This is a genomic window from Leptolyngbya subtilissima AS-A7 (assembly GCF_039962255.1).
In the GTDB taxonomy this organism is placed as follows: domain Bacteria; phylum Cyanobacteriota; class Cyanobacteriia; order Phormidesmidales; family Phormidesmidaceae; genus Nodosilinea.
Genome location: NZ_JAMPKY010000009.1, coordinates 242,138 through 260,568 on the forward strand (window position 1 = coordinate 242,138; position 18,431 = coordinate 260,568).

Annotated in this window: 16 protein-coding genes; 10 read left to right on the top strand and 6 right to left on the bottom strand. The window is 57.8% G+C overall.

Going from position 1 to position 18,431, the window contains the following annotated elements:
- Positions 1-5 precede the first annotated feature (5 nt).
- The 3 genes from ispE (at position 6) to nth (ending at position 2,976) form a co-directional block, all read left to right on the top strand.
- Positions 6-950: a 4-(cytidine 5'-diphospho)-2-C-methyl-D-erythritol kinase gene (ispE, locus tag NC979_RS19555; RefSeq protein ID WP_190516748.1), complete on the top strand. Its 945-nt coding sequence runs from the start codon at positions 6-8 to the stop codon at positions 948-950.
- A gap of 100 nt (positions 951-1,050) precedes the next feature.
- A complete protein-coding gene (gene rseP / locus NC979_RS19560) occupies positions 1,051-2,142 on the top strand; it encodes an RIP metalloprotease RseP (protein ID WP_190516751.1) in 1,092 nt (363 codons plus the stop codon).
- A gap of 114 nt (positions 2,143-2,256) precedes the next feature.
- Positions 2,257-2,976, top strand: a complete 720-nt coding sequence (gene nth, locus NC979_RS19565; protein ID WP_190516752.1) for an endonuclease III — start codon at positions 2,257-2,259, stop codon at positions 2,974-2,976.
- A gap of 158 nt (positions 2,977-3,134) precedes the next feature.
- Here the strand turns inward: nth and NC979_RS19570 are convergent, their stop codons facing one another.
- The 3 genes from NC979_RS19570 to NC979_RS19580 form a co-directional block, all read right to left on the bottom strand.
- Positions 3,135-3,905 carry a DMT family transporter gene (locus NC979_RS19570; protein WP_242023921.1) on the bottom strand — a complete coding sequence of 257 codons (771 nt, stop codon included), beginning with the start codon at positions 3,903-3,905 and terminating at the stop codon, positions 3,135-3,137.
- A gap of 219 nt (positions 3,906-4,124) precedes the next feature.
- Positions 4,125-4,559, bottom strand: a complete 435-nt coding sequence (locus NC979_RS19575) for a TIGR02588 family protein (RefSeq protein ID WP_190516753.1) — start codon at positions 4,557-4,559, stop codon at positions 4,125-4,127.
- A complete protein-coding gene (locus NC979_RS19580) occupies positions 4,559-5,476 on the bottom strand; it encodes a TIGR02587 family membrane protein (RefSeq protein WP_190516754.1) in 918 nt (305 codons plus the stop codon). Before NC979_RS19580 ends, NC979_RS19575 begins: the two co-directional genes overlap by 1 nt.
- A 216-nt stretch (positions 5,477-5,692) precedes the next feature.
- Here NC979_RS19580 and NC979_RS19585 point away from each other — a divergent pair, with 216 nt between their 5' ends.
- From NC979_RS19585 to NC979_RS19595, 3 genes are all read left to right on the top strand, one after another.
- On the top strand, positions 5,693-6,124 hold the full coding sequence (locus NC979_RS19585) for an FKBP-type peptidyl-prolyl cis-trans isomerase (RefSeq protein WP_073610222.1): 432 nt from the start codon (positions 5,693-5,695) through the stop codon (positions 6,122-6,124).
- Between the two features lie 132 nt (positions 6,125-6,256).
- Complete coding sequence (locus NC979_RS19590; RefSeq protein ID WP_190516756.1) at positions 6,257-6,856, top strand: superoxide dismutase; 600 nt, start codon at positions 6,257-6,259, stop codon at positions 6,854-6,856.
- 140 nt (positions 6,857-6,996) lie between these two features.
- Entirely contained in the window at positions 6,997-7,239 is a 243-nt protein-coding gene (locus NC979_RS19595) for a hypothetical protein (protein ID WP_190516758.1), read from the top strand.
- Here NC979_RS19595 and NC979_RS19600 read toward each other — a convergent pair.
- Both NC979_RS19600 and NC979_RS19605 read right to left on the bottom strand, forming a co-directional pair.
- The gene (locus NC979_RS19600; protein WP_190516760.1) at positions 7,205-10,249 is read right to left on the bottom strand and encodes a bifunctional diguanylate cyclase/phosphodiesterase; all 3,045 of its coding nucleotides are present in this window, start codon (positions 10,247-10,249) and stop codon (positions 7,205-7,207) included. The two genes, NC979_RS19595 and NC979_RS19600, sit on opposite strands and share 35 nt — an antisense overlap.
- A 103-nt stretch (positions 10,250-10,352) precedes the next feature.
- Positions 10,353-11,531 (bottom strand): pyridoxal phosphate-dependent aminotransferase, encoded by a 1,179-nt coding sequence (locus NC979_RS19605; RefSeq protein WP_431191093.1) that lies wholly within the window; start codon positions 11,529-11,531, stop codon positions 10,353-10,355.
- Positions 11,532-11,964: 433 nt separating this feature from the next.
- Here NC979_RS19605 and NC979_RS19610 point away from each other — a divergent pair, with 433 nt between their 5' ends.
- Complete coding sequence (locus NC979_RS19610) at positions 11,965-12,282, top strand: hypothetical protein (protein WP_190516765.1); 318 nt, start codon at positions 11,965-11,967, stop codon at positions 12,280-12,282.
- A 368-nt stretch (positions 12,283-12,650) separates the two neighbouring features.
- A complete protein-coding gene (hetR, locus tag NC979_RS19615; protein ID WP_190516957.1) occupies positions 12,651-13,568 on the top strand; it encodes a heterocyst differentiation master regulator HetR in 918 nt (305 codons plus the stop codon).
- A gap of 81 nt (positions 13,569-13,649) precedes the next feature.
- Here the strand turns inward: hetR and NC979_RS19620 are convergent, their stop codons facing one another.
- On the bottom strand, positions 13,650-15,056 hold the full coding sequence (locus NC979_RS19620) for a hypothetical protein (protein ID WP_190516767.1): 1,407 nt from the start codon (positions 15,054-15,056) through the stop codon (positions 13,650-13,652).
- A gap of 276 nt (positions 15,057-15,332) precedes the next feature.
- On the opposite strand from NC979_RS19620, the gene NC979_RS19625 reads away from it, so the two are divergent.
- Entirely contained in the window at positions 15,333-16,271 is a 939-nt protein-coding gene (locus tag NC979_RS19625) for a DUF6492 family protein (protein ID WP_190516769.1), read from the top strand.
- A 187-nt stretch (positions 16,272-16,458) separates the two neighbouring features.
- Positions 16,459-18,237: a peptide ABC transporter substrate-binding protein gene (locus NC979_RS19630; protein WP_190516772.1), complete on the top strand. Its 1,779-nt coding sequence runs from the start codon at positions 16,459-16,461 to the stop codon at positions 18,235-18,237.
- Positions 18,238-18,431: the final 194 nt, after the last annotated feature.

An 18,431-nucleotide genomic window follows, 5' to 3' on the forward strand; every position in this document is an offset into this window, starting at 1 on the left:
TTTCTATGCGCCTTTACACTCTGCTAGCCGCTGCCAAAATTAACCTCTATCTCGAAATTGTGGGCAGCCGCCCCGATGGCTTTCACGAGCTGATCATGGTGATGCAGAGCGTTAGTCTGTGCGATCGCATCACCGTTCGCAGCATTGGTGTCGATGAGATTCGGGTGCGCTGCGACCATCCCCTAGTGCCTGCGGATGAGACCAATTTGGCCTACAAGGCAGCGGCCCTGGTAATGGCGCAATTCCCGGACGCGATGGCTAAACTGGGCGGCGTCGAAATCACCATCGAGAAGCAGATCCCGGTGGGCGCCGGGCTGGCCGGCGGCTCGTCCAACGCGGCGGCGGTGCTAGTGGGGCTAGATCTCCTGTGGAACTTGGGCCTGACCCGAAGCGAGCTGCAAGATCTGGGGGCTGAGCTAGGGTCAGATGTACCCTTTTGCGTGTCGGGCGGGACGGCGATCGCCACAGGCCGGGGCGAACGGCTCGATGCACTCCCTGGCATCGACAACCTGCACCTGGTGATTGCCAAGTATGAGTCTGAGTTTGTCTCAACCCCTTGGGCCTACAAAACCTACCGGGCCGAGTATGGCGACACCTATGTAACCAATACCCAAGGCTGGCAAGAGCGGCAGGCCCAGGTGCGATCGGGTGAGATGGTGAGGGCAGTGGCCCGTCGAGATGCGATCGCCCTGGGCCAGCACCTCTGCAATGACTTTGAGAAAATCGTGCTAGATGCCCACCCCAAAACCGCCGCCCTCAAAGCCACCATGGCCGATCTCGGCGGGCTTGGAACCCTGATGTCGGGATCTGGCCCCTCAGTGTTTACCCTGACGGAGTCTGAAGCGCAGGCCAACGAGCTGGCGGCCAAGCTGCGCTCGGCGTTGCCAGACTCCGATCTAGGCATTTGGACGGCTCAGTTTGTGCCCAGTGGGGTGCAGGTAGCCAGCTAACCAAAAGGCTGAGAATGGGTCTGCGGAGGGGTGGCCCACCGTGAGCGGGGAGAAGCAACGCTAGAATAGGGAAACTGTTCTTAACCTATCGGGTTTGTCTATGTCGGTTTTAGCTGCGATCGCGGTCATCGCCCTACTGGTAGCCGTTCATGAAGCGGGGCACTTCACAGCCGCTCGACTACAGGGCATTCACGTCAACCGCTTTGCCATCGGCTTTGGCCCCATTCTTTGGAAGTACCAGGGAGCTGAGACTGAATACTCCCTGCGAGCCATTCCCCTGGGCGGCTTTGTCGGCTTTCCCGATGACGACCCTGAGAGCGAAATTCCCACCAACGACCCCGACCTGCTGAAAAATCGCCCGATTCTCGATCGCGCCATTGTAATCAGCGCTGGAGTAATCGCAAACCTGGTATTTGCCTACCTGGTGTTTGTGGCCCAGTTTAGCGCCGTGGGCATTCCCGAAACCTTCAACCCCCAGCCCGGCATTCTAGTGCCCCAGGTAATCGCTGAAAGCTCTCCCGCAGGTCAGGCAGGAATTCGCGCTGGAGATATTTTGGTAGCGGCCAATGGTGAACCTCTGGCCTCCGGCGAAAAGAGCATTCCCTTATTCATTCAGCTAATCAAAGATAGCCCCAACCAGCCTGTGCAGCTCACAGTACAGCGCGGTGCCCGCGAGCTAGATGTCTCGGTGACTCCCGTCATCGGCCCCGACGGCACGGCTGTAATCGGCGTGCAGCTTCAGCCCAATGGTGACTTTGGCTACCGCCGTCCCAAAAACCCTATTGAAGTATTTGGTCTGGCGGCGCAGCAGTTTCAAGACACTCTAGTGCGCACCGTGAAAGGCTTTGTGCAGCTAGTGACCAACTTTGGGGAAATGGCTAGCCAGGTGGCCGGGCCAGTCAAAATCGTTGAGCAGGGGGCTGGACTGGCTAAAAATAGCGCCGCCATGCTGTTCCCCTTCACCGCCATCATCAGCATCAACCTGGCAATCATCAACATTCTGCCCCTGCCGGCGTTAGACGGCGGTCAGCTAGCGTTTTTGCTCATCGAAGCCCTGCGCGGCGGTAAGCCCCTACCCGATCGCATTCAAGAGAACGTCATGCAGACTGGCCTCGTGCTGCTGCTAGGCCTGGGCGTGTTTCTCATTGTCCGCGACACCACCCAGCTCGAAATCTTCCAAAATCTTCGGTAACTCCCCCACCATGGGTCACTGAGGTTTTTGGCTGACAGCGCCAGGTGAATGGGTAGGGGCCGCGACCCACACTACCTATCCACCCCCCACCCCATCCACCCCCCCACCCCGTCTATGCCCAACCAGCGACGAGCTTCTAAAAAACAGCGATCGCTGGAGATTCTTCTCCGCCTGAAACGACTGTATCCCGAAGCCCCTTGCTCCCTAGATTTTGCCAATCCTTTGCAGCTGATGATTGCCACCATGCTGGCAGCTCAGTGCACCGACGAGCGGGTTAACCTGGTCACCCCGGCTCTGTTTGCCGCCTATGCCGATGTCTATGCCTTTGCCGAGGCCGATATCGCCGATTTGGAGCAGCTGGTAAAATCCACCGGCTTTTACCGCAACAAAGCCAAAAACATCCGCGCCGCCTGCCAACGGATCATCACCGAGTACAACGGTGAAGTTCCTCCCCGCATGGAAGATTTGGTCACCCTGCCGGGCGTGGCTCGCAAAACAGCCAACGTGGTGCTGGCCCACGGTTTCGGCATCAACGGCGGTGTGACCGTAGACACCCACGTTAAGCGCATCACTAATTTGCTAGGGCTGACCAAGCACGCTGACCCCGTCAAAATCGAGCGCGACCTGATGAAGCTGCTGCCCCAGCCCGACTGGGAAAACTGGTCGATTCGGTTGGTGTACCACGGGCGAGCGGTGTGCAATGCCCGCAACCCTAAATGCAGTATGTGTGAGCTGGCCGATCTCTGCCCCTCGGCAAAGGTGGTTCCGGTAGTTGGCTCTATTCAAGTTGGCCCTGTGCAAGTTAGCCCCATACAAGAGGTGGTTCAGTCCTAGGGGTTTTTGAGGCTAGATGCGGCAAGATTATGCTAGGCAGGTCTCGGAGGTTTCATTTTGGCTGACCTCTACACCACAGATTTTTACGCTTGGACTCAAGAACAGGCCGATCTCTTGCGGCTGAGCAAGATTAACTTAGAGTCTGATCAGTTTCCTGGTTACGAAGGTTTGGTCAAGCTGAGCAGACCCACGCTGACAGTGACCAGCAGCACCCCTAACCCCTGCACCATAGAAAGCTGCTCTTGCAGGATGCCCCATGCGAGGACGGCGGTGAGGGCTGGGTTAGCGGCCCCAAGCATTGAGGCGGCGGTGGCCCCGACGACGCGAATGCCGAGGTTGTTTAGCACATGACCAGCGAGGGTGGCGATCGCCGATAGCAAGCCTCCCATCCACAGCGCGGGCCACAGCAGACCCGCCAAATCCACCGGCCACAGCAGTAGGCTGACTGCTGATAACACCAACGTCACCGCAAAGCTAATCCCCGTAAACGGCACCGGATGAAAGGTTTCAAACGCTTTTTGGGCGGCCACGGTGTAAAAGGCGTACACCACCCCCGAGGCCAGACCAAAGACGACGCCTACCCAACTCTCGATCGCCGCTCCGGTCATGGGAATAGTCAGGACGCTGCCCAGCAAAATCAGCGCCAAAATGGCCCAGCGGCTAGGGCTAGGGCGGTGGTTAAACCAGTACCAGTCCAGCAGCGCCGTATAGACGGGGTACGTAAAAAATAGCGTTAGCGCAATGCCCGCCGCAATCCGCCCCACCGACACGTAAAGCAGCGCTAGGTATGAAAACATCAACACCCCGCCCACTAGGGCCAGGTGGAGCTCGCGGCGGTAGCTCGCCGAGCCTAGACGCCGCAAGTCGCCCCACATAGCTGGATACACCGGCGGCAGCAGCACCGCCATCAGCGGGACTCCGACCAGCATGCGCATAAACATCAGCAAAAATGAGTTGGGCAGAGTGGGCTCTACAAGCCGCCAGTTTCCAGCACCCCAAACAGGTCAGACGGAATAAACAGAACCCGCGTGATGAGGTTTTGGGCCCCAAAGCAAATGGTCGCCAGCAAAATTAAGACATAGCCGAGCATGCATCCCCCTTGTTGCGCCTAGGGATGACCCAACGCCAGTGCCCTGAACCACCGCATTCTACGGTAGCCGATAGCTAGCCACCCGCACCATCAAATCCCCCCCCTGGGGATTGTGGGTGAAGACAAAATTGCCCGCCTTGGTTTCGTGACCTGAGAGAAAGTCGATCTGCTGCTCACCGGTTTCGTCGTCAACCCCTGTGATATGTAGCTCGGCGGTCACCTGCACCATGCGGGCAATGCGGCCGCCGGTGTTAGTAATGGCAAAGGGCACGTAGTAACGGCCATCGGTGACCCGCACCGCCTCCGACACCGCTACCGAAAAGGCGGGCGGGCGATTTTGGTTAGTCTGCCAGTCAAAGAAAATGAGCCCCACCAGCCCCAGCAAAATGAGGGAAGCCGCTATAAACGTCACCCACTCAGCCGCAGACCGTTGGGTAAAGCTCCTGGGCGCATTGGGAGAGGGTGAGTTGTCGGGGGGGGTGGGCAAATCCATTAGATAAGGATACGCCCTGCGGCTCCGCCAATGGAGGCGGGCAGGCCCAAAACAAGGGTATTGCTCAACCATTCTGACCAGGGGTCACTGGGGTTGAGCTGCTGAAACAGCACCAGCATGAGCATCGATGCCAGTAGGGCCACGAGGTAGGCCACCAAGGTTTCGGTAACGGGGCTAAACAGCAGGCCCCGCTGCCGCCGCTCGGCGCGATCGGTAAAGCCCGAGGCAAACACAATGGCGTAGGAGAGACCCAGTGACGCGCCCATGATCAGCAGCAGCCACAAGGGGGGTAGGGATGCGGCCAGTAGCGGCACCTCTTCGGTGGGGGCAATGCTAAAGGCAATCAGCACAGCGCCAATCAGGGCGGCGTCGAAATCGACCAGGGCATCGCGCAGGTTGGCTACGGTAGGGGAGGCCAGTCGGCGCGAGATGGGGGCAGTCGTGCGGCGCACGCGGTCTGTGCCAGAATCGCGCCTTTGCTTGCCCTGCAAGGTTGAGCGTGCCAAGGCCACCCCCAGCGCAAAGGGCACGGTCTCAAACACCACCTTTCCCAAAACTTCCGATAGGGGAATGTCGAGGGTGATGCGGCGCAGCAGTACCAGGGCCAGGGCCGCACAGACAACCCCAATGGCAACAGCCTCAATGCTTTCGAACAAGGCTTCGAGGGGGTGCAGGTGGAGGGTCTGGCGAAACCCTTCGACCTGGGTGAGCAGCCCCACGCCGACTAGGGTGGTGGCGAGCACCGTCAGCAGCCAGTGGGGACCCGTGGCGGCACCGATCACCCATACCTCCACCGTGTACAGCAGCGGAATGCCGAACAGAAAGCCCCCTACTGCCCCCTGGAGAATGGCCTGTAATTCTATGAGCCAAATGTTGGCAGAGGGCTGAGGCGTTGCGTCGTCTACGGACTCGACCATTGCGGATTGTCTCTGATAAGGGCCCGCTGGGCCAGACCTATCTACAGCATAGTCAGGGTTTGGTGATTCAAAACGGCTGAGGCCAGCGCTGTTTGCAGGTTTTCTGCCCGAAACCTTAGGAAAATCTCTAGTATTGCTGGGGTTCTACAAAATGCCCGTTAGCGTGAAGGGAACGGTCTACGACTTGTAGACAAGCTCCCACGCAAGGATGTTTTTATGACCCAGGCTAAACCCGGCGACAGCGTCTCGATTCACTATACTGGCAGGCTCGAAGACGGCACTGTGTTTGATTCGTCGCGCGATCGCGACCCCCTAGAGTTTTCCATTGGCAATGGTGAGGTGATTCCCGGCTTTGAGGCGGCGGTGGTGGGCATGGCCCCTGGCGACGCCAAAACCGAAGTAATTCCGGCTGAGAGCGCCTACGGCCCCCACCAGCCCGAGATGGTGATGGTCGTTGAGCGCCACCACATTCCTGCCGAGATTCCCCTCGATGTGGGGCAACAGCTGCAGCTTCAGGGGCCTGAGGGCCAGATGGTGCCGGTGATGGTGACTGACCTATCTGAGGCCGATGTTACCCTCGACGCCAACCATCCCCTAGCGGGAGAAACTCTGATTTTTGACATCGAGCTGGTGGCGATTCAGGGTTGAGCTAAAGAAAAATTTCTGCCCTGAGGCCGAGTCGAAAGGCTCGGCTACCGCTATCCCCCTCCACCCTAGGGGGATAGTTTTTATCAAAGGGGCGATTTATCATGCCACTGGCCTTTAAGCAAGGAGCCCCCCATGGCCTACGAATTGCCCCCTCTCCCCTACGCCTACGATGCCCTAGAGCCCTACGTCTCTAAGAGCACCCTCGAATTTCACCACGATAAGCACCACGCGGCCTACGTCAGTAAGTACAACGATGCGGTCAAAGGCACTGACCACGACAGCAAGCCGATCGAGGATGTGATCAAGGCGATCGCCGGCGACAGTTCTCAGCAGGGGTTGTTCAACAACGGTGCCCAGGCCTGGAACCACACCTTCTACTGGAACTCCATGAAGCCCGGTGGCGGCGGCACTCCCGCTGGGGAGCTGGCCAGCAAAATTGTCTCTGACTTTGGCAGCTTTGATAAGTTTGTCGAAGAATTTAAGAATGCTGGGGCCACCCAGTTTGGTAGCGGCTGGGCCTGGCTGGTGCTCGACAACGGCACCCTCAAGGTGACCAAAACCCTCAACGCCGACAACCCCCTCACCGCTGGGCAAGTGCCCCTGCTCACCATGGACGTGTGGGAACATGCCTACTACCTCGACTACCAAAACAAGCGCCCCGACTACATCGATAGCTTCTTAAAGAACGTGGTCAACTGGGATTTTGCCACCAGCAACCTAGCCGCCGCCTAGACGGGGGCAACACCACAGTCGTGCTCCGCGACTCATGGGAGGTGGGTTACGGCCCGCCTCTTTTTTGTTCAAGGTATCAGGCCGAAGGTCTCAGGTCGGCTCCTTGAACCTTAAACCCTGAACCCTACACCCTCCCCACTATGCTGTTCGCCGATCCAGACTTTCCCCACGTGGTGCTGTCCTTTGACTATCGGGGCTTTCGCCTAGAGCTTGACCAAAGCATTGAGGATGGCGTGCCGCTCTATGCGGTATGGGCCACCTACGACATGGGTTGTGCGGTGGCGGTGCCAGGGGTAGTCAGCCGCTCTGAGGCCATTTATAAGGCCAGACAGTGGGTCGATCGGCGGCTTAGCTCACCGGGTAGGGGCGGTAGTGGGCGGTAGACTGGGTCAGCCAAGTCTCCAGGTCAGCAGCGGCCTGGGGTTTGCCAAACCAGTAACCCTGGCCGTAGTCGCAGCCCAATCGCTTGAGGGTACTGACCTGCTGGGAAGTTTCAATACCTTCGGCGATCGCCCGAAAGCCTAGCTGTCGCCCCAGATTTATGATGGTATGCACAATGGTTTCGTGGCTCGGGCTGCTGTTCATCTGGCCGACGAAGGAGCGATCGATCTTCAGACTACTGATCGGAAAGCGGTACAGGTAGCTCAAGGAAGAATAGCCAGTACCAAAGTCGTCAATGCTGAGGGCAATGCCCCGCTGCCGCAGCCCGTTGAGCACGCGAATAGTGTCGTCGATATTGTCGATCAGCATGCTTTCGGTAATCTCCAGCACCAGGCTGTGCGGCAAAAGCCCCGTTTTGCTCAGAATTTCATCGACCCGGCTGAGCAAGCCTGTACTGTGCAGCTGCAGCGCCGACAGATTGACGCTGACCGTAAGTGCCTTGGCTTGGTAGTAGGTGCTTTGCCAGGTGGCCATCTGTCGGCAGGCTAGCTCTAGCAGCCAGTAGCTTAAGGGCGCAATCAGGCCGGTTTCCTCGGCGACTGGAATGAATTCTCCCGGCATGATCAGACCCCGCTGGGGATGTTGCCACCGCACCAAAGCCTCAAACCCGGTTACAGCCGCTGTTTGCAGATCGACAATGGGCTGGTAGTAAAGCACAAATTCTTCGGGGTGGTGGAGTAGGGCTCGGCGCAGCTCGGTTTCAAAGGTGAGGCGGGCGATCGCGCGATCGTGCATGCCGCTGTCAAAGGTCTGGTAGCCGTCGCGGCCCCCGGCTTTAGCCCGATACATGGCCGTGTCGGCATCGCGAATTAGCTCTAGGGCGCTTTGATAGCGGGCATCACCCATCACCAGCCCCAGGCTAACGGTGGCAAACATCTGGTGACTGCTGAGCTGAAAGGGCTGGCGCAGCGTCTCTAACAGCTGCTCTGCCGTGGCCTGGGCCCTCTCAAAATGGCCAATGTCTTCCAGCAGCACAATAAACTCGTCGCCCCCTAGGCGCACCGCCAGATCGGTTGGCCCCAGCGCCGTTTTGAGGCGGCTGGCCACCTCCATCAGCAGCTCGTCACCGATCAAGTGACCCAAGCTATCGTTGACCACCTTAAAGTGGTCGATGTCTAAAAACAGCAGGGCAAAACGGTATTGACTCTGCTGGTGGGCCCGCTTCAAGGCTATTTCTAAACGCTCTTGTAGCTGCTTGCGGTTGGGCAAGCCGGTGAGGCCGTCGTGGCAGGCGTCGTGCTGGAGCTGACGGCGCAGTCTCACCTGGTCAGTGACATCGCGGGAGGCCGTCTGGAGCTGCACCACCACACCGGTAGAATCGACAATAGAGCGTGTAAAGGTCTCTAGCCAGACGTAGTGGCCTTGAAGATGGCGCATTCGATACACCACGGGGGCGGGGTTTGAGACCCGCCTTAGGGGCGAGGTTTGCAAGTGCATTTGGTAATTCACCAGGTCGTCAGAGTGCACTAGGCTGCTGGGCTGTAGCCCGATCAGAGCCTCGGGGCTATAGCCCAGCAGCCACTTTACCGACGGACTGACGTAGAGGTAGGTGCCATCGACCCAATGCAAACAGATCAGATCGCTCATGTTTTCAGCCATCAGGCGAAACAGCGCCGCCTGCTGCTGAATTTCGGCATTGGCCTGCTCGACCTGGGCCTTGGAGCGTTGCAGCTCACCAAAGGATGACTCCAGCCGCGCCGCCATGCGGTTGAAGGCCACGGCCAGTCCCTCTAGCTCGTGCAGACCGGTGCGGCCAATGGTCTGGTTCAGATCGCCCTCAGCGATCGCCTGGGATGCTGAACTGAAGGCTTTTAGGGGGCGGGTAATCCAGCGGGTAGTGTAGAGGCCCGAAGCGATCGCCCCAGCCAGCGCCAGGGTGCAAAGGGCAATGGTGTTGCGGCGGCTGATCTCGATCGCCTCCATAAAGTCGCTCTCAGGCATAATCACCACGATCAGCCAGTCAAGGCCATAATCATCGCTGAGGGGAACCACCTGCATGAACTGCCGCTCGCGATCGAGCCAAAACTCGGTCTGCTGGGGTTGAATGGTTTGCCAATCTCCCCCCGACTGGTTGAGCAGCAGCCGAGCGCTGGCGCGAATGCGAGGGTCTGGGCTGATAACTGAGTAGACCCGCTGGGGCCGACCGTCTACTATTTTGTAAGACTTAGCATCGTTAGAGGTGGCGATCAGCAGACCCGATCGCTCCATAATGAAGGCCTGACCGTGCTCACTGATCGAGATTTCTTGTAGAAACTGGCTGATGTGGGTGAGAAAGAAGTTGTTGCCCAGTACCCCAATCAGTTTGCCGTCGTTGCCGTACACGGGGCGAGACGTTGAAATCGCCAGCACCGGGTAGGCGTGGTAAGGAAAAATTTCTCCCCAGGCCGGGCCCTGGGCTTGCACAGCCGCCCGATACCAGGGTCGAGTCTGGGTATTCCAGTTAGGGGTAGACGAGACGACACGAGTGGAGCGGGCTGTCGCTGTCTCAACCTCTACAAACTCAATATGATTGTCAAGGGAGGGGCCAGCCTGCATCCGCTGGTGGGCTTGCTGGCCCAGGTTGGTGTGCCCCACAAACTCGCCGTTGGCGTTGCCAAACATGAGCGAATCGATGTGGGGAAAGGTGCGAGACTGCTGCATAAAGTGACGAAACAGGGCCTCTGAGTCGGCGGGGTCAACCTGGCCGAGGGCAATGGCGTCATAGGTGAGCTGGTTCACCAGGTGGGAGGTGGCCAGCATCGTCTCCATCTCATGCTGAATGTGGTGGGAAACCATAGAGCGCAGCTCAGTGGCTACCTCGTTCACCGCCCGCTGCCCCTCGTGCAGGGATAGCCATCCTGTCAACCCCACCGCCACCGATACTTGCACCACAAAGGGCACAACGATTAGCAGCCGCAGCGGTATACGGCTAAATGCCCCTCGATTTGGCAATCCGATAAAACGACGCCCCATGTAGCCTGTGTTACCAACAGTCCTATTAGTATTCCTGTCGGGGGGCAAAACTAAGCGATCAACATCACATATTTATGAACGGGTGAGGCTGAAGGTCGATGTGCTAACCCAAACGCCTTGCTACGAACGCTTCTAGCCGATCCATACCTTCCAAAATGGTCTCCATGTCGGTGGCGTAGGAAAGGCGAATGGTGCCTTCAGCACCGAAGGCAATCCCTGGAATGGCCGCTACGTATTTTTCGTCGAGTAGTGCGGTGCAAAAATCGAGGGAGGAAACACCGAGGGCACTGATGTCGATACAGAGGTAGAAAGCCCCCTCGGGCTCACCGCAGTTCAAGCCATTGATGGTTCGACACCGTTCAATAATGGCTTGCCGTCGCTCGGCAAAAGCGCGGCCCATAGTGGCAATGCAGTCTTGGGGGCCTTCGAGGGCGGCGATCGCCCCGTACTGAGCAAAGGTGCACACGTTCGACGTACTGTGGCTCTGTATAGTAGCTACCGCCTTGATCAGCTCCGCTGACCCAGCTAGGTAGCCCACCCGCCAGCCGGTCATTGAATAGGCTTTGGCGAACCCGTTGCTAATAATAGTGTGCTCAAAGGCCTCGGGCGACACAGCCCCAATGCTAAGGTGAGTCGCCCCGTCGTAGAGAATTTTTTCGTAGATTTCGTCTGACACCACCCAGATGTCGGCCTCGACCACTACCGCCGCCAGAGCCGCAATTTCAGCGGGGGAGTAGACCATCCCCGTGGGGTTAGAGGGGGAGTTAAGAATAAACAGCTTGGTCTGTGGAGTAATTGCCTGGCGCAGCTGCTCGGGGGTAATGCGGTAGTTTTGTTCAGCGGTAGTGGGCACAATGACCGGCGTGCCCCCAGCTAGCTTCACCATCTCAGGGTAGCTCAGCCAGTAGGGGGCCGGAATAATCACCTCGTCGCCGGGTTCGATCAGGGCCATCATCAGGCCAGAGAGCGAATGCTTGCCGCCGTTGGTGACGATGACGTTCTCGGGGCCGTAGCAGAGGCCGTTGTCCTGCTGAAGTTTTTGGGCGATCGCCTGGCGCAGGGCTGGTTCGCCCGCTGCTGGACCGTAGCGAGTTTTGCCCGCATCGAGGGCAGCCTTGGCCGCCGCCTTGATGTGGTCGGGGGTATCAAAATCGGGTTCGCCAGCGCTAAAGCTGCACACCGGCAGGCCTTCGGCCTTCATTGCTTTGGCCCGGGCCGCAATGGCCAGAGTCATCGACGGAGTGACGCAGGTTACACGGTTTGCCAGGGCTAATCGGGGCACGGCCAGACCTCCAACGAACATTGGCTATCGGCTTCCCCGGAACGATGGTTCGTTGGGCCTCTAACCGGAATGTATTACATTCCCCATAGATTAGATCGTTTGGTCGGTTCTGACCATTGCAACCCGGGTTTTTTCTGCCGTTGCGATCGCCCTTCATGGTGGGATGTTGACCGCCGCTGCTGCTTCCTGCCCTAGAAATAGGCTGCGGTTACACCTTTTATTGCCTGCCTAAGAGCTTTTGGGGCTTATCTCGGAGCCTCAAACCCTCCGATAGAATCAACGTGGACTGGACGACAGACTGCTTAGAACAGAACAAGATTGTGCTGGGGATTACTAAATTTTAGAAATCCGCAGATTTACGCATAAAGATTTTCCTGACTAAGGAGGGATGGGTTTGTAACTAGGACTAGAAGCGCTAACAAGGCCACGTCCTATGCACTCTTCCTCCCTCTGTTCTCTGATGACTCATCTGGCCTGCGCCGCTAGCCTGGGCCTGGTTATTGCTACTGCCGCGCCCATGGGCCTGGCTACCGGGCTCGGAGCTAGTTCCGAAACTACCCTGCGCACAGCAGTGCGGGCTGAGGACGATCGCGGCAGCGGTCGGCTCAGCCGAGTACCTGCGATCGCAAGCTGGCTCAGCTTTCGGGGCAGTGGTCGGGTTGATCCCACCCCTCCTCAGCCTTCCTTCGGCAGTGAGCACCCCGTTGCCTATCGCGGCAGTGGCAGAATTACCAAGACTCGCACTACCTAGTTTTCCTTAGCTTCTACCGATCTAGGGGTGGCTAGGTGGTGCACTAGGTTCATACTGCTCTGCTTCACAGACTAGATGAATTTAACCTGCAATAAAGGTCAATTTTGCAGGTTTTGAGTCACACTTAAACGTAATCAGGTGTAACTTTTATGGCTGACGGCTGAGCCGTTGACCCTCGTCAAAGCTTTAAATAATCAAACTATTTATATCGCCTTTTCCGTGGTGCATCTTCTTGCAGAGCCTTTAGATTAAGCTGTATTTGCTATTTCTGACAATTTTCAGCGGTTTTGCCCCCTTAGCAGCGTGGGTCGCGATACCGCCTGTTGTTCTGAGTTTCCCCAAGTCCGATGGCCGAACCTCTTCTCTCAATGTCTCTGTCTGCCCTAGCGGTAGAAGACGAAGCCCTGATTCGCCGCCTTAGCCCCAGCGCCATCGATCAGATACTGCTGTACATCGCTTTTAGCGCCATGCGCACGGGGGGGCATCGCCACGGGGCCTTCTTAGATGCAGCAGCCACGGCGGCTAAATGCGCCATCTATATGACCTATCTAGAGCAGGGCGAAAACCTGCGCATGACGGGCCACCTGCACCACATTGAGCCCAAGCGGGTTAAGGCTATTGTCGAAGAAATGCGCCAGGCTCTCACCGAGGGCAAGCTGCTCAAAATGCTGGGGTCCCAGGAACCCCGCTATCTCATTCAATTTCCCTATATGTGGCTGCGGCGCTACCCTTGGCAGCCAGGGCAGTCGCGGGTCTCAGGCACCTCTCTAACCAGTGACGAAAAAGCGCTGCTGGAAAGCCGGCTGCCCAACCCCTGTCCCGATGCCCGGATTATCAACTCGTTTCAGTTTTTAGAGCTGATTGAAATTCTCCACGAAAAGTCTCAGGATGATTTGCCTGTAGAGCACCGCGTACCCCTAAGCGAAGCTCTGGCCGAGCACATTCGGCGGCGGCTGATCTATTCGGGCACTGTGGCGCGCATTGATGCCTCCTGGGGAGCCTCGTACTATGGGCTGGTCCGAGCTTCCTACGCACCGGTTGATGACCAAGAGCGCATGTACGCCATGGTCGAAGATACAGCTCAGTATTTTCGCATGATGCGCGAGTGGGCCAACGGCATTCCTGGCACGATGCGAGTTTTAGAAGAATTAGACATTCCCGTCGCCGATCGCGATACCGCTCTCCAAGAGCTAGACGAAGTGATTCGTACCTGGGCTGATAAGTACCACCAGCCGGGCGGCGAGCCTACTCTTTTGCAAATGGTGATTGGCCACCATATCAAGTAGTTTGCTCAGCGATCGCAGGGTCTTTAACCATGAAGCGACCTAGTCTTTGAGGCTAGGTCGCTTCGTGTTTAAGGCATGGGGTCATACCGAGCGTCGTCGTACCGCGCGGCCAAAGCTAGGTAGCTCGACGGCAGCAATGGAGGTGATCTTTTTCTGCGATCGCAGTGGATGGACTAGGGGCGACGGTGAAGCTTTGGGGGCGGACACTGGATAGCTGTAGCTAGGCTGGGCAGGAGCCGCTGGCTGGCTAGGGCCGGGTGCAGGTGCTGTGGGCTGCTGAGTTCGCACCGGTTCTGCGGGTAGAGCGGTGGCAGAGGGGTTAGGCATTGGGGTGGGCTGCGATGCCGCAGCGACGGGCTCTCCCCAAGGCGATGGCTCTGTAAATAGAGATGCTGCCTCTAAAGCGGTAGTTGTTGCGGGTTGGTCAATCGTCTCCAGCCAGGGATCGAGGGCGGCAGGTGCGGGTTTGGGGTTAGCCAAGGGCGGTGGGTCCGCAGAAACTGTCGGTAAGGGCTCAGGGGCGATCGCCACGCTCGGCTCAGGCGATGGCAAGAAATCGGGCTGGACTGCTGCCGGAGCCGGTACTGAGCTCGGTCCGGCGCTGCGCAGTCCCCGCAGTAGGTGGGTCAGGCTAGGATTATCCGTGACGCTGCCCTGACCGGCTGACCAAGGCTGGATCTGCTGCGATCGCGGCATGGCAACAGGCTGGCTCACGTCCTCAAGGACGGTGGGGCTCAGCAGCTGCCCCTGCATCACAGTCGAGCTGGGGACGGCCGAGCCGGCGGCCGGAGTCATATTCAAACACTTCTCCAGCGCCGCTTTGAACTGGAGGGTGTAGCGCTGCTGACGATGCAGGCGCGCCTTGAGATCGCGGCAGGTTTCTTCAGCCTGGTGCAGGGCGGTATTTTTTTCACCGAAGCGCTGCTGCAGGAGGGTGCACTCTCGCTCGAGCTGGGCGACCCGCTGCTGGTTTGACTCCAGCTCGGCCTGGAGGGTTTCGTTGTGAATCGTAGTGCGGCGCAGACCATCGTTGGCAACGTCAAGCTCGCTGAGGAGCTGAGCAATCTGCTGCTGCACCGGGCCGGGGGTAGCTCCTAAAGGAAGACTGCCCGGTATAGTTTGGGTGCGCTCGATCTCAGCCTGAAGGGCCACCTGCGATCGCTCTAGAGCTTCCTCGAGCTCAGTGACGCGCAGCAGGAGGGCATCGTTGCACTGGTTGAGATCTTGAATCAGCTGCACCAGATCTTCTGGGGCAGGCTCGGCGGGTGGTGTGGCCTCTACTAGGCTCTCTTCCGCAGTTGGCGAAGACAAACCATAGACCTCAGCCAGCTCAACGGCATGGTCTAAGGGCAGCTGACCAGGAAAGGTGACTGCCTCCCACTCGTTGCCAGCCGGGGGGAAAGGCTGGTCTAGAGCTTCCTCGGAGTTGTACCGCGAAGGGTTACCCTGGGGCTCTGGGGAAGCGCTTGAAGCCGTAGTGTCAGTCATAAGGTTGCCTGATCCTGGTCGCGTAGTCTCACATTGAACACTCAACCACTAAGGGGGCTGTTGACCCCTAAGAGTAGCTAATTTTGCCAGTTTATTCACTTTTTTATTGACTCTTCAATTACAACATGTCTTTTTATGACTTCAGTTTATCCTTTACCTACGCTTTTTCTTTTATCCCTAGAGTTAGAGCCGGGTAAAAATGCTGCTTTGCTTGCTCTGAATGCACCGCCAAGGCTGTATTCCCTCTGCTAGCGTCGCCCCTTTGAGCAACTACTAATGCCGGCCTCTGTGTCTCCATCCCTCGCCCTGGCTACCCTCAGCTATGGCCCCGACTTCTGCCGTTGCCAACTGTTAGTCGACAGTGTTGGTCAGCTCAGTCAGATCTCAATGCGCCACTACGTCATTGTCGATCAGCGGGACTATCCAATGTTTAAGTCGTTGGCCAACGCCAGCACTGAAATTTTAACGGTTGAGTCGCTACTGCCTGCCTGGATTCGTCGCTTTCCCCTAGTCAGCCGCGCCTGGCTCAGCTTCAAAACTCCGCCGATTCGCAACTGGGTTTTGCAGCAGTTGGTCAAGCTGGCCTTTGCCCAACGCGTCCCTGAGGCCGTCACGGTTTTTGTTGACTCTGATGTGGTGTTTGTGCGCCCCTTTGATCTGACAAACTTTGCCCAGCCCGACCAAACGCGGCTGTTTCGAGTGCCCGAGTTCTATAGCCCTGACTTCGAACCGCTGTACGAGGCAGCCTATCGGCTGCTGGGGCTAGAGGGTTATCGCTACGGAGTCACCCGCCCCAACTACATTGGCAATTTGATTAGCTGGCGGCAGAGTAACGTGGTTGCCCTGTGCGATCGCCTAGAGCAAGTGGGAGGTCGCCCCTGGCTAGAGACCTTGGCCCGAGCGAAAACTCTGTCGGAATACATTCTCTACGGGGTGTTTGTCGATCAGGTGTTGGGCGATGCGGCTGGTCACGTCTACGACTGGTCTCCCCTGTGTCACGAATACTGGCGACCCTGCCCGCTAGATGACCAGCAGCTAACCGAGTTTTTTGCTGCTATGCAGCCCCAGCACATTGCCGTGATGATTTCAGCGAAGGCGCAAATTGCTCCCGATCGCTACCGCCACTACCTTCAGCGCTACAGCACTGAGCCTGCTACGCCTTGTCCTGGTAAGCCAAATTTGCTCTCCAATCCCGCGCTGGATTTCCCCGTTTGACCCCCCGCTCAAGATTGGGCCAAAGTTTCCGGGAACTCTGCCCCCGCCCTTGATAGACATAGAGATAGAGGCGAAACATTGCCCTCTACTGCCGCGATCGCCCTCAGCCTCACCGCACAAATTGTCTACTATAAAGTGCGGGGGTGAATGGGCAACACTGTCGTTTTGGGGTTCCATACCGTAAATAATGATCAGATCAGGGTTTCGCACTGCACTTTTGGTAGCCGTCGCTGGCATCGCCATAGCCGCCACCGTCACTAGCCGATCTACCGACCTGGCCACCGCTCCGCCCGCTGCAATCGAGGCGGATAACTCGGACGCCACCACGCCAGCTCGCGACCCAGAAACACTGCGCCTGCTCTACAGTCGCTCGGTGGTTACCCTCAACCCTCACTTGGCTAGTGGCTACCAAGACTTTGAGGCGGCCCGCATCGTCTACGAACCCCTAGCCAGCTATAACGAGGCGGGCGAGCTGGTGCCCTTTCTAGCCGACGAAATTCCGACTGCAGAGAACGGGGGCATAGCCGCCGATGGCACCTCTGTCACCTGGACGCTGCGCCCCGATATCACCTGGGCCGACGGCGAACCCTTCACCGCCGCCGATGTGGTGTTTACCTTCGAATTTATTCGCAATCCCGTGGTGGCGGCAGCAACCGCTCAATATTATGACGGTGTGAAAAGCGTTGAGGCGATCGACGACTACACCGTAAAAATTACCTTTGCCACTCCCACCCCTGCTTGGTCAGTTCCTTTCACCGGTCAAACCGGGCTGATTTTGCCTCGCCACATCTTTGAAGAATTTAACGGCCCCACCGCCCGAGATGCGCTGGCCAACCTCCAGCCCGTGGGCACTGGCCCTTACCAGGTCGTCGGGTTTGAGTCGGGCACCGTGGTGTACGAGCCCAATCCCAGCTACTGGGGCGGACGGCCTGCCTTCAAGCGAATAGAGCTGGCAGGTGGTCTAGCTCCCTACGCCGCAGCGCGCGAGGTATTGCAGGCTGGCACCGCCGACTTTGCCCACAACCTCCAGGTTGAAGCGGAGGCCCTCAGCGAGCTAGAAACCGACGCCAGTGGCCATGTCACTCACCTGTTTGGCTCCCAGGTGGAGCGGATTATGCTGAATTTCTCCAATCCCTTTGCCCGCACTGAAGACGGGGAGCGCTCTAGCCCAGAGATTCCGCACCCCTATTTCAGCGATGTGCGAGTGCGCCAGGCGATTAATCTAGCTGTAGATCGCAACACCATTGCCAAAGAGCTTTATGGTGCCTCTGGCAAACCAACCGCTCAACTGCTGGTGGCCCCCGCCAACTACCAAGCGCCAGACATCAGTTATAGCTACAATCTGGCGCAGGCTAAAGCGCTGCTCGATGAGGCGGGCTGGGTTGACAGCAACGGTGATGGTCTGCGTGAAAAAGATGGCGTTTCCCTAGAGGTGCTGTTTCAGGCGGCGGTCAATCCGGTGCGCCAAAAGACCCAATCCATTGTCAGCGACAGTCTGCAAGAGCTGGGTGTAGATGTGCAGATTGCGCGAGTGCGCATGGACGAATTTTTCTCAGGCAACCCGGAGGACACCGGCAGCCTCAACCATTTCTATGCCGATATGCAGGTGTACTCCATCGGCAATGAAAGCCCTGACCCTAGTATTTACATGGGCTGGTGGACCTGCGACAAAATTGCTTCCCAGGCCAACCAATGGCAGGAGCCCAACAACGCCCGCTACTGTAACCCGGAGTACGATCGCCTCTGGGAGGAAGCCCGTAAAGAGCTCGACCCCGCGCGCCGCGCTGCACTGTTTCAGCAAATGAACGAGCTGCTGGCCCAGGATGTCGCTGTTATTCCGGTGGTGCACCGAGCGATGACCAATGCAGTCAGCGATCGCCTCACCGGAGTCGAATTTACTCCCTGGGATGCCAGTACCTGGGCGATCAAAGACTGGAGCCCTAAGCCCCCTCAGTCGGAGCAATAGTAGGGCAGGCGCGATCGCTGACATAGGTTTCTAAGCTTCTATTACGTAGCCATTGGCTAATGATTGCGATCGCAGTTATTAGTCATACCTTTGGTCATTAGGTTGCAAAATTAGGAGGGACTTGAAGCCAGCAAAGCTCAAGGTTTTATAGCGAATATGTGGTTTTCTTGCCGGGTCAAGGCAGAATGGTTAAC